The sequence below is a fragment of the Pseudomonas sp. DW-iso17 genome, assembly GCF_058725345.1.
Window position 1 is genome coordinate 259,995 of record NZ_JBZXEA010000044.1, and the last position, 10,982, is coordinate 270,976.

Below are 10,982 nucleotides of genomic sequence, written 5' to 3' on the forward strand. Positions count from 1 at the left end.
AAGCAAAACCAGTGCTGAATGGCCTACAGACACTTAAGAGCCGCTTTATAACAAGGGCTCTAAAAAGCTGTCAAGGAAGCCCCCCAGGCTCCAACACATTAATGCGTGCTAATTCTTTCCTTGGAATCGGACTCGCGTTTTTCGTCCTTCGCGACGATCTCCGGGGCCACATCCGGCAAGGGCTCCGGCGCGTATTGCAGCGCAATTTGCAGGACCTCGTCAATCCATTTAACCGGTTTAATCTGAAGATCCTGCTTGATATTGTCAGGAATTTCCTTCAAGTCGCGAACATTCTCTTCAGGAATGATCACGGTCTTGATTCCACCTCGGTGCGCAGCGAGTAATTTCTCTTTCAGACCACCGATCGCCAATACCTGGCCACGCAGGGTAATTTCTCCGGTCATCGCCACATCGGCGCGCACAGGAATACCGGTCAACGCTGATACCAGCGCCGTGCACATGCCTACGCCAGCGCTAGGGCCGTCTTTGGGGGTCGCCCCTTCCGGCATGTGGATATGGGTGTCGTGCTTCTCGTGGAAGTCCAGCGGGATGCCCAGGCTGCGGGCGCGGCTGCGTACCACGGTCTGCGCGGCCGTAATGGATTCGACCATCACATCACCCAGGGAGCCGGTCTTGATCAACTGGCCTTTGCCCGGAATCACCGCCGCTTCGATGGTGAGCAATTCGCCACCCACCTGGGTCCACGCCAAGCCAGTCACCTGGCCGACCTGATCCTGCTGCTCGGCCAGGCCGTAGCGGAATTTCTTCACGCCCAGGAAGTGTTCCAGGGAATCGGCGACCACCTTCACAGAGAAGCGTTTTTCCAACGCGTGCTCCTTCACCGCCTTGCGGCAGATCTTCGCGATCTGGCGCTCAAGGCCCCGTACACCGGCCTCGCGGGTGTAGTAGCGCACGATGTCACGGATCGCCTCGACCTCGAATTCGATCTCGCCCTTCTTCAGGCCGTTGGCCGAAATCTGCTTGGGCGCCAGGTACTTGACCGCGATGTTGATCTTCTCGTCTTCGGTGTAGCCCGGCAGACGAATCACCTCCATCCGATCCAGCAAGGCTGGCGGAATGTTCATGGAGTTGGAGGTGCACAAGAACATTACGTCAGACAAGTCGTAGTCGACTTCCAGGTAATGGTCGTTGAAATTATGGTTCTGCTCGGGATCAAGCACTTCGAGCAAGGCCGACGCCGGGTCGCCACGCATGTCGCTGCCCATTTTGTCGATTTCATCGAGCAGGAACAGCGGGTTGCGTACACCCACTTTTGTCATCTTTTGAATCAATCTTCCTGGCATCGAACCGATGTAGGTACGGCGATGACCACGGATCTCAGCTTCGTCACGCACGCCACCCAAGGCCATGCGCACGAACTTGCGGTTAGTCGCGCTGGCAATCGATTCCGCCAGGGAAGTTTTACCCACACCTGGAGGCCCGACCAGGCACAGCACCGGACCGCGGATTTTTTTCACACGTTTTTGCACGGCGAGGTACTCAAGGATGCGCTCCTTGACCTCTTCCAAACCGTAATGGTCAGCGTCGAGAATCTCTTCAGCACGGGCCAGGTCCAGGCGCACCTTGGTCTGGGCCTTCCACGGCACTTGCACCAACCAGTCGATATACGAGCGCACCACAGTGGCTTCGGCCGACATTGGCGACATCTGCTTAAGCTTGTTCAGCTCGGCGGTGGCCTTGGTCAGGGCGTCTTTGGGCAGGCCAGCGGCATCGATACGCTTTTTCAGCTCTTCGATTTCGTTGTGGCCTTCCTCGCCGTCGCCGAGCTCCTTCTGAATGGCCTTCATCTGCTCATTCAGGTAGTACTCGCGCTGGCTACGTTCCATCTGCTTCTTCACGCGGCCACGGATACGCTTCTCAACCTGCAACAGGTCGATTTCGCCATCCAGCATCGCCAATACGTGTTCGACACGGGCCGACAGGTCGATGATTTCGAGGATGTCTTGCTTCTGCTCGATCTTCAGCGCCATGTGTGCAGCCATGGTGTCGACCAGGCGGCTCGGTTCATCAATGCTGTTGAGCGAAGACAGGACTTCAGCCGGGACTTTCTTGCCCAACTGCACATATTGCTCGAACTGCGACAGCAGGCTGCGCACGAACACCTCGGATTCACGCTCCGGGGCTTCGACTTCTTCGATCAGCGCCACTTCCGCGCGCAGGTGGCCGTCCACCTCCATAAAGCGCTCTACGGCACCGCGCTGCTCACCTTCGACCAACACCTTGACGGTGCCATCGGGCAGCTTGAGCAATTGCAGGACAGTGGCAATGGTGCCGACGCGATACAGGGCATCTTCACCCGGATCATCATCAGCAGGATTCTTCTGGGCCAACAGCAGGATTTGCTTGTCGCCCGTCATCGCGGCCTCGAGGGCTTCGATAGACTTCTCGCGCCCCACGAACAGCGGGATAACCATGTGCGGATAGACGACGACATCGCGCAACGGCAGGAGAGGCAATTCGATGGTTGTCTTCATGATTTCGCCTCTATGACAGTTCAAAAATAAGCTTGAAACCAAGATGGGGGTTACATGCAAAAAAAACAAGCTCAATGCCAGTAGTTAAACGCATGAATACACGCGAATTTAACCACCGCCCTAAGAAACGCCCCCAAAGACAAGGGGCCCCTAGAGGCCCCTTGCTTGTACCGCAACTGCTGAACGCTTATGCGTCGGGTGCAGCCTTGGCAGCCGGCTCACTGTTTTCGTAGATATACAGTGGCTTGGACTTGCCTTCGATCACGCTTTCATCGATCACCACTTTACTCACCTCAGACTGCGAGGGGATTTCGTACATGGTGTCGAGCAACACGCCTTCGAGGATAGAACGCAGGCCACGTGCACCGGTCTTACGCTCCAGTGCTCGCTTGGCCACCGATTTCAGCGCGTCGGTCCGGAACTCGAGGTCTACACCTTCCATCTCGAACAATTTGCCGTATTGCTTGGTCAGGGCGTTTTTCGGCTCGGTGAGGATCTGGATCAAAGCCGCCTCATCCAACTCGTCCAACGTGGCCAGGACCGGCAGACGGCCAACGAATTCCGGGATCAGACCGAACTTGACCAGATCGTCAGGCTCGACTTCACGCAGGGACTCGCCCACCTTCTTGCCCTCTTCCTTGCTGCGCACTTCCGCACTGAAACCAATGCCGCCACGGGTGGAACGCTGCTGAATCACCTTCTCCAGACCGGAGAACGCACCGCCACAAATGAACAGGATGTTACGCGTATCAACCTGAAGGAATTCCTGCTGCGGATGCTTGCGACCACCTTGCGGCGGTACGGACGCAACCGTGCCTTCGATCAGTTTCAACAGGGCCTGCTGCACGCCTTCACCGGAAACGTCCCGGGTGATCGACGGGTTATCAGACTTGCGCGAGATCTTGTCGATCTCGTCGATGTAGACAATACCCATCTGGGCTTTCTCTACGTCGTAGTCGCACTTCTGCAGCAGTTTCTGAATGATGTTCTCGACATCTTCACCCACGTAGCCAGCCTCGGTGAGGGTGGTGGCGTCGGCGATGGTGAACGGAACGTTCAGCAGGCGAGCGAGGGTTTCTGCAAGCAGGGTTTTACCCGAGCCTGTAGGACCGATCAGCAAGATGTTGCTCTTGCCGAGTTCAACCTCATCACCTTTCTTGTCACGCTGGTTCAAGCGCTTGTAGTGGTTGTACACCGCTACGGCCAGAACCTTCTTTGCACGCTCTTGACCAATGACGTACTGGTCAAGGATGCCGCTGATTTCTTTAGGCGAAGGTAATTTATGCGCACTGCTCTCGGCCTGGGCTTCCTGCACCTCCTCACGGATGATGTCATTGCACAGGTCGACGCATTCGTCGCAGATAAACACCGAGGGGCCGGCAATCAATTTGCGTACTTCATGCTGGCTTTTGCCACAGAAGGAGCAATAGAGCAGCTTGCCGTTGTCCTCGCCGTTGCGGGTGTCAGTCATTCGTTCGATCCAAATCCGATAGGCTTGCAACACAAGATGAAGGCTTATGCGGGCTTTTTCAAGCCCGCCAGTGGTCAGACATGCCGACCAGCCCTATTTTGAGCGGCTTATATTAAGCGGGGCGCTTGTCGATCACTGCGTCGATCAACCCGTATTCCTTGGCGGCTTCAGCGCTCATGAAATTGTCACGGTTGGTATCGCGCTCGATTTCTTCCAGGGTGCGCCCGCTGTGCTTGGCCATCAGCGTGTTGAGACGCTCACGAATGAAGAGGATTTCCTTGGCGTGGATTTCGATGTCCGACGCCTGGCCCTGGAAACCGCCCAGCGGCTGGTGAATCATCACGCGCGAGTTCGGCAGGCAGAAACGCTTGCCTTCGGCACCCGCAGTCAGCAGGAAGGCGCCCATGCTGCACGCCTGGCCAATACAGGTGGTCGACACGTTTGGCTTGATGAACTGCATGGTGTCGTAGATCGACATGCCCGCAGTCACCGAACCGCCCGGTGAGTTGATGTAGAGATGGATGTCCTTGTCCGGGTTTTCCGCTTCAAGGAACAGCAATTGCGCACAGATCAGGTTGGCCATGTAGTCCTCTACCGGGCCAACCAGAAAGATCACTCGCTCCTTGAGCAGGCGCGAGTAGATGTCGTAGGCGCGTTCGCCACGAGCGGACTGCTCGACAACCATCGGGACCAGGCCGCCTGCGGCCTGGATATCAGAGTTCTGCTGAATATAGGAATTACGGAACATGCTCTGCAGTTACTCCCAAATAGTCATGTCTTGAAAACGCATAAGCCAGCGCGAGGCTGGCTTATGGTTGAATTTCCAACGAGTTGGACAATCAGTCGGCTTGTGCTGCTTCCGCCGGTTTGACTGCTTCTTCGTAAGAGACCGCTTTATCGGTCACCTTAGCCTTCTGCAGAACAGTATCCACAACTTGTTCTTCCAGCACAACCGAACGTACTTCGTTCATCTGCTGCTCATTCTTGTAGTACCAAGCCACGACCTGCTCAGGCTCCTGGTAGGCCGAAGCCATTTCCTGGATCATTTCACGAACGCGGTCTTCGTCTGGCTTGAGGTCGAACTGCTTGACCACTTCAGCCACGATCAGGCCCAGCACAACGCGGCGCTTGGCTTGCTCTTCGAACAGCTCGGCCGGCAGTTGGTCAGGCTTGATGTTGCCACCAAACTGCTGAACCGCTTGAACGCGCAGACGATCCACTTCGTTGGACAGCAGGGCCTTAGGCACTTCGATCGGGTTGGCGGCCAGCAGACCGTCCATGACCTGGTTCTTGACCTTGGACTTGATAGCCTGGCGCAGCTCACGCTCCATGTTCTTGCGAACTTCGGTGCGGAAGCCTTCGATGCCGGTTTCCTTGATGCCGAACTGGGCGAAGAACTCTTCGTTCAGCTCTGGCAGCTTAGGCTCGGAAACGCTGTTGACGGTAACGGTGAACTCGGCGGCTTTGCCAGCCAGGTCCAGGTTCTGGTAGTCAGCAGGGAAAGTCAGGTTCAGAACGCGCTCTTCGCCGGCTTTGGCGCCAACCAGGCCGTCCTCGAAACCAGGGATCATGCGGTTGGAACCCAGCACCAGTTGAGTGCCCTTTGCGGAGCCGCCAGCGAAGACTTCGCCGTCAACCTTGCCAACGAAATCGATGTTCAGTTGGTCTTCGTTCTGGGCGGCACGGTCGGCCACTTCAAAACGAGTGTTTTGCTTGCGCAGGATTTCCAGCATGTTGTCCAGGTCCGAATCGGCCACTTCGGCGCTCAGACGCTCGATTTCGATACCGTCGAAACCGGCCACTTCAAATTCCGGGAACACTTCGAATACGGCAACGTATTCCAGGTCCTTGCCCGCTTCCAGGGACTTGGGCTCGATCGAAGGCGAGCCTGCCGGGTTCAGCTTTTGCTCGACAACGGCTTCGTAGAAAGAAGCCTGGATCACGTCACCTACAGCTTCCTGGCGCGCATCGGCACCAAAACGACGCTTGATTTCGCTCATCGGCACTTTGCCTGGACGGAAACCAGCGATCTTGGCCTTTTGGGCAGTCTGCTGCAGACGCTTGTTGACCGCAGTCTCGATACGCTCTGCCGGCACGGTGATGCTCAGGCGGCGCTCGAGAGCAGTAGTATTTTCAACAGAAACTTGCATGGATATTCCTCGTTGCACAGACATTAGCCGGCCATTTCCGACCCCAATCAAGGGCATGCATTCTAGTGGGTCAAACTCAAGAAGTCACCCTACTGAAAACACAGCGGAAAACAGCCGGCAATTTATCGGTACGAAAGCACTGAAGTACCTCGCCCCGGTGACAAATACAGCCAAATTGCGCCAGGGCTCTGCGCCGCCCCTCTCTATATATAGAAGGAACACGCATCCATCTCCCTGACGGCCCGCCCTGCGAACAGAGCGAGCAAGCAACGCGGCATCATCGAGATACACAAATACGACGACACGCCCTGCCGGGGCAGCCCAGCACCTGCGACCACCCAATCTCAAACCGCCAAAACCAAAAAAGGCGCCAGACTGTTAAATCTGGCGCCTTTCGAATATGGGGTGGACGAAGGGGATCGAACCCTCGACAACGGGAGTCACAATCCCGTGCTCTACCAACTGAGCTACGCCCACCATATTGCGTTAACAAAGAAACCAAACCACTTCTTTGTTGAGCCCTGCCCCGCCTGACGACCGGGAAAAGCTTTAATTGGTGCGGATGAAGAGACTCGAACTCTTACGCCTCGCGGCGCTGGAACCTAAATCCAGTGTGTCTACCAATTCCACCACATCCGCGCTTGAAGCTCTTAAAGCAAAGGCGCCAGACTGTTAAATCTGGCGCCTTTTCAGAATATGGGGTGGACGAAGGGGATCGAACCCTCGACAACGGGAGTCACAATCCCGTGCTCTACCAACTGAGCTACGCCCACCATATAGCGCTACTTGTGCCAAAGCTGCCTAATGGCGCACCCGGCAGGACTCGAACCTGCGACCATCCGCTTAGAAGGCGGATGCTCTATCCAGCTGAGCTACGGGCGCCTTATTAATCTGTACTCTTGGAGGATTACAAACTAAGTGCTTCCAGCCTTGCAGTACAACTATTCTGCTCGACCTTCTTAACCAGTGCTAGGCTGTGCCCGACAAGTGCGACGAATAGTATAGATGCCCCGGAAACCCGTCAAATCTTTTTTGAAAAAAACTGATTTTATTTAAGGGGTTAGGGCAATTTGCAGACCAAGCGCCTTTGCCCTCGCGCCTTGGCATGCGAGAATGCGCGCACTTTTCTTCCCCCTCTCGATGGTTAATCACGCGTAATGACTGCACAACTTATCGACGGCAAATCAATCGCCGCCAGCCTGCGCCAGCAGATCGCCAAACGAGTCACCGAGCGCAGCCAGCAAGGCCTGCGCACGCCTGGCCTCGCGGTGATCCTGGTCGGCAGCGATCCTGCCTCTCAGGTTTATGTCTCGCACAAGCGTAAAGACTGTGAAGAGGTCGGCTTTATTTCCAAGGCCTATGACTTGCCTTCGGACACCACTCAACAGGCCCTGACCGACCTGATTGACAGCCTCAACGATGACCCGAACATGGACGGCATCCTGCTGCAACTTCCACTGCCAGAGCACCTGGACGCCTCCAAGCTGCTGGAGCGCATCCGCCCGGACAAAGACGTCGACGGTTTCCACCCTTATAACGTCGGCCGCCTGGCCCAACGCATTCCCCTGCTGCGCCCATGCACCCCCAAAGGCATCATGACGCTGCTGGAAAGCACCGGTGTCGACCTGTACGGCCTTGACGCTGTGGTGGTGGGCGCATCGAACATCGTCGGTCGCCCGATGGCCATGGAGCTGCTGCTGGCCGGCTGCACCGTGACCGTCACCCACCGCTTCACCAAGGACCTGGCCGGCCACGTCGGCCGCGCTGACCTGGTGGTAGTCGCCGCCGGCAAGCCAGGCCTGGTCAAGGGTGAGTGGATCAAGGAAGGCGCCATCGTCATCGACGTGGGCATCAACCGCCAGGAAGACGGCAAGTTGGTGGGCGACGTGGTGTATGAAACCGCCCTGCCCCGCGCTGGCTGGATCACACCAGTGCCAGGCGGCGTCGGGCCCATGACCCGGGCCTGCCTGTTGGAAAATACCTTGTACGCAGCGGAAACCCTGCATGGTTAATAACCAGGCGTAATGAAAAAGCCCTGCCTTAGCGCAGGGCTTTTTATTGCACGTAAAAAAACCGTTTTTTCTTAGTTTTTAAGCACTTTCGTCTGGTTCTAGAAGAACATTCGACAGTTCTTCATCCATACTCCTAAAATGTAACGCCATTTGTCACAAGATCCGTTCTACAACGGCATTTCCTTACTTTTTTAGCGAGTTCATCCGCGTGAAAATTCGTCTTTCTATTGTCAGCCTGTTTTTTGCTTTGGCAGGTACCTTCGCCCACGCCGCCGAAACCACCCTGGCCCCGCGTGACGCCTCCAAGCTGCAGATCGCCTCCGGCAGCGCCATGCTGGTCGATTTGCAGACCAATAAAGTCATTTATTCCAGCAACCCCGACGTGGTGGTACCTATCGCCTCGGTGAGCAAGCTGATGACCGGCCTGATCGTCCTCGAAGCCAAGCAGAATATGGACGAGTACATCGACATCAACATCACCGACACGCCCGAGATGAAAGGCGTGTTCTCCCGGGTGAAGATCGGTAGCCAGATGCCGCGCAAGGAAATGCTGCTGATCGCGCTGATGTCTTCGGAAAACCGCGCCGCCGCCAGCCTGGCCCACCACTATCCAGGCGGTTATTCGGCCTTCATCGCGGCGATGAACGCCAAGGCCAAATCCCTGGGCATGACCAGCACCCACTACGTGGAGCCCACCGGTCTGTCGATTCATAACGTCTCGACCGCCCGCGACCTGAGCAAGCTGCTGGCCTATGCGCGCAAGTTTCCGATGCTCAGCCAGTTGAGCACCACCAAGGAAAAGACTGTGTCGTTCCGCAAGCCCAACTACACCTTGGGCTTCTCCAACACCGACCACCTGATCAACCGCGCCAATTGGGATATCAAGCTGACCAAGACCGGCTTCACCAACCAGGCCGGCCATTGCCTGGTGCTGGTGACGAGCATGGGCAATCGCCCGGTGTCGCTGGTAATCCTGGATGCCTTTGGCAAGTTCACCCACTTTGCCGATGCCAGCCGTATTCGTAGCTGGGTCGAGACCGGCAAAGGCGGCGCCGTGCCGGATGTGGCGCTGCGTTACAAGGCCGATAAGAACCTCAAGAATCGAGCGACTGCTACGGAAGTACGTCGATAAACAGCGATTTTAGTGTGGGAGCGGGCTTGCTCGCGAATGCGGTGGGTCAGCCTAAGCATTCAGCGACTGACACTGCGCCTTCGCGAGCAAGCCCGCTCCCACATTTGAGTTTCACTTCTTCTCTGCCAACACCTTGAGCGCTTGGGCCGCCGCTTGCTCCTGCCCCGCCTGCGCCGTGGCGTTGGCCGCATCGCGCCAGCGCTGCGCATCCACGTTGGCCGGCAACTGGCTCGGGCGCTGGGTGAGGATGGCCCAATGGCCCGCGCCCTTCCACGCCGAATCGAAGTCGCTGAAGCTCATGCTCAATCGACGCTCCTTGCCTGAGCGCAACAGCACGGTACTTTTCTGCTGGTTGAACCCCACCACCACGACATAACGCTCCCCGGACCAATAGCTGGCGTTGATCCGCGCCATCACCGGGTAACCCGCCGCTACCTGGGCAAACACGGCGGTCAGCTTGGCGTCCAATGGGTACACCATCAGCCCATACTCACGCGCCAGCACCTGCATGTTGCGTTCAAGGTCCGCCTCGGCGCCGGGCAGGCGCAGTGGTTTATCAAGCAAACCCGGTGTCATGACAATGCCTTGTTGCGACAGCATGCTGGCAAGTGCCGCAGGACCACTCTGATAAGCCTCGCTGCGAAAGGTTGGCACGCCATTGAGTTCAACGCGCTCCGGCAAGCCTGGCAGTTTCGACGGGGTACTGGAACAGGCCGCCAGCCCAAGGGCAACGGCCAGCAGCAAGGAAGTTTTAAGGTTCGACCGTAAGCGCAATTTTTTCACTCTCTTGATCAACTGCCGGTAAAGGCCCCGATCATAGGGCGCCCCGCCCCGCCGGTATAGCCCACTGGCCCAGTAAAGCGGCGCTGATAGAGCAAACAAGTTGGACAGACTCGACCATTGGTCAATAGCAGGCAACCGCCGGCTGGCTAGACTGTCCATTGAGAAGACTGTGTGTGCCCCAAGTGGGCGAAAGGAGGCCCGAATGAGCCTTGCGACAACGATTTTCCTGTTGATCTGTGGTTGGCTGGCCGTCGCCGCCGCCATGCTGTGGGGGGTCATGCGCGTGACGCGCCGGCATCATCATCCCCACGTCAAACCTGCTGAACCCGCCGAGCCACGCAAGACGACGGCGCATCACGCCTAGCCAGGCATGCAATTGAAGTCCTGGGTCGCGGCAATTTCCTTGCCGTGGCCGTCCTCAAGGGACGCACGCACCGTGGTGCCCAGGCTCGATTCCACCAGGGTGTAGTGCTCACCTGCCTTGAAATGCTTGTACTCGATGCGGCCCTGGCAGTCCTGCTGGTTGTCATCACCCGGCTCGTCTTCAAATAAAGTCACGTCCAGGCGATGGTCCCCCGGGGTCACTTCAAAATAGCGCCCATCGTCCACACGCTTGCCATCGACACGCTCGGCCATCAGGTCATTCGGCGCTTCTTCCTGCAAGCCGATCCAGGCTTGGCTGGGGTCCGCCTTGGGGATCGGGCCGGCGCACGCCGACAACAAACAGACAAAGCCAAGGACGGGAACTAACAACAGTGGTTTAAGTGACATGACAGGGCTCCAAAGGGCAGATGTAAAAAGGGCGTATCCGATGGCTGACAAGCTTGATCAGCCGCCCTTCCTGGAACAAATGAATCCCTATGAAAGTATCTTCAGCCCTTGACTAAAACTTCCTTCACCTGGCTGAAAGGTGCGTGTTAGGTGGGTCGGTCAAGACTG

9 protein-coding genes and 4 tRNA genes are annotated in these 10,982 nt (G+C 57.0%); 3 read left to right on the forward strand and 10 right to left on the reverse strand.

All coding sequences use genetic code 11. The features are described from left to right. Positions 1-98: 98 nt before the first annotated feature. The 8 genes from lon to AC4PS6_RS23555 all read right to left on the reverse strand — a co-directional run bounded on the left by lon (position 99) and on the right by AC4PS6_RS23555 (position 6,998). Positions 99-2,495 (reverse strand): endopeptidase La, encoded by a 2,397-nt coding sequence (lon, locus tag AC4PS6_RS23520; RefSeq protein WP_003192252.1) that lies wholly within the window; start codon positions 2,493-2,495, stop codon positions 99-101. A 187-nt stretch (positions 2,496-2,682) separates the two neighbouring features. Continuing rightward, positions 2,683-3,966 carry an ATP-dependent Clp protease ATP-binding subunit ClpX gene (gene clpX, locus AC4PS6_RS23525; RefSeq protein ID WP_003192254.1) on the reverse strand — a complete coding sequence of 428 codons (1,284 nt, stop codon included), beginning with the start codon at positions 3,964-3,966 and terminating at the stop codon, positions 2,683-2,685. Between the two features lie 112 nt (positions 3,967-4,078). Next, on the reverse strand, positions 4,079-4,714 hold the full coding sequence (gene clpP, locus AC4PS6_RS23530; RefSeq protein ID WP_003192255.1) for an ATP-dependent Clp endopeptidase proteolytic subunit ClpP: 636 nt from the start codon (positions 4,712-4,714) through the stop codon (positions 4,079-4,081). A 91-nt stretch (positions 4,715-4,805) separates the two neighbouring features. Beyond that, positions 4,806-6,116, reverse strand: a complete 1,311-nt coding sequence (tig, locus tag AC4PS6_RS23535; protein ID WP_014718988.1) for a trigger factor — start codon at positions 6,114-6,116, stop codon at positions 4,806-4,808. A gap of 401 nt (positions 6,117-6,517) precedes the next feature. Beyond that, positions 6,518-6,593: transfer RNA gene (locus tag AC4PS6_RS23540), tRNA-His, on the reverse strand. Positions 6,594-6,670: 77 nt separating this feature from the next. Next, positions 6,671-6,755 (reverse strand) — tRNA-Leu (locus AC4PS6_RS23545). A 58-nt stretch (positions 6,756-6,813) separates the two neighbouring features. Beyond that, a tRNA-His gene (locus AC4PS6_RS23550) sits at positions 6,814-6,889 on the reverse strand. A gap of 32 nt (positions 6,890-6,921) precedes the next feature. Next, positions 6,922-6,998 (reverse strand) — tRNA-Arg (locus tag AC4PS6_RS23555). Positions 6,999-7,273: 275 nt separating this feature from the next. Here AC4PS6_RS23555 and folD point away from each other — a divergent pair. Next, the gene (gene folD / locus AC4PS6_RS23560) at positions 7,274-8,128 is read left to right on the forward strand and encodes a bifunctional methylenetetrahydrofolate dehydrogenase/methenyltetrahydrofolate cyclohydrolase FolD (protein ID WP_014718989.1); all 855 of its coding nucleotides are present in this window, start codon (positions 7,274-7,276) and stop codon (positions 8,126-8,128) included. Between the two features lie 208 nt (positions 8,129-8,336). Continuing rightward, a complete protein-coding gene (gene pbpG / locus AC4PS6_RS23565; protein WP_014718990.1) occupies positions 8,337-9,260 on the forward strand; it encodes a D-alanyl-D-alanine endopeptidase in 924 nt (307 codons plus the stop codon). A 111-nt stretch (positions 9,261-9,371) separates the two neighbouring features. Here the strand turns inward: pbpG and AC4PS6_RS23570 are convergent, their stop codons facing one another. Next, entirely contained in the window at positions 9,372-10,034 is a 663-nt protein-coding gene (locus AC4PS6_RS23570; RefSeq protein ID WP_032903451.1) for a cysteine peptidase family C39 domain-containing protein, read from the reverse strand. Between the two features lie 211 nt (positions 10,035-10,245). Between AC4PS6_RS23570 and AC4PS6_RS23575 the strand changes: the two genes are divergently transcribed. Further along, entirely contained in the window at positions 10,246-10,407 is a 162-nt protein-coding gene (locus AC4PS6_RS23575; RefSeq protein WP_003192266.1) for a hypothetical protein, read from the forward strand. On the opposite strand, the gene AC4PS6_RS23580 is transcribed toward AC4PS6_RS23575, so the two are convergent. Further along, positions 10,404-10,814 (reverse strand): PA0061/PA0062 family lipoprotein, encoded by a 411-nt coding sequence (locus AC4PS6_RS23580; RefSeq protein WP_003192269.1) that lies wholly within the window; start codon positions 10,812-10,814, stop codon positions 10,404-10,406. The genes AC4PS6_RS23575 and AC4PS6_RS23580 overlap by 4 nt on opposite strands. Positions 10,815-10,982: the final 168 nt, after the last annotated feature.

Bases quoted from the DNA above. Each gene is read 5' to 3' on its own strand.
- lon (WP_003192252.1), bottom strand. From the start codon at position 2,495: ATGAAGACAACCATCGAATTGCCTCTCCTGCCGTTGCGCGATGTCGTC.
- clpX (WP_003192254.1), bottom strand. From the start codon at position 3,966: ATGACTGACACCCGCAACGGCGAGGACAACGGCAAGCTGCTCTATTGC.
- clpP (WP_003192255.1), bottom strand. From the start codon at position 4,714: ATGTTCCGTAATTCCTATATTCAGCAGAACTCTGATATCCAGGCCGCA.
- tig (WP_014718988.1), bottom strand. From the start codon at position 6,116: ATGCAAGTTTCTGTTGAAAATACTACTGCTCTCGAGCGCCGCCTGAGC.
- folD (WP_014718989.1), top strand. From the start codon at position 7,274: ATGACTGCACAACTTATCGACGGCAAATCAATCGCCGCCAGCCTGCGC.
- AC4PS6_RS23575 (WP_003192266.1), top strand. From the start codon at position 10,246: ATGAGCCTTGCGACAACGATTTTCCTGTTGATCTGTGGTTGGCTGGCC.
- AC4PS6_RS23580 (WP_003192269.1), bottom strand. From the start codon at position 10,814: ATGTCACTTAAACCACTGTTGTTAGTTCCCGTCCTTGGCTTTGTCTGT.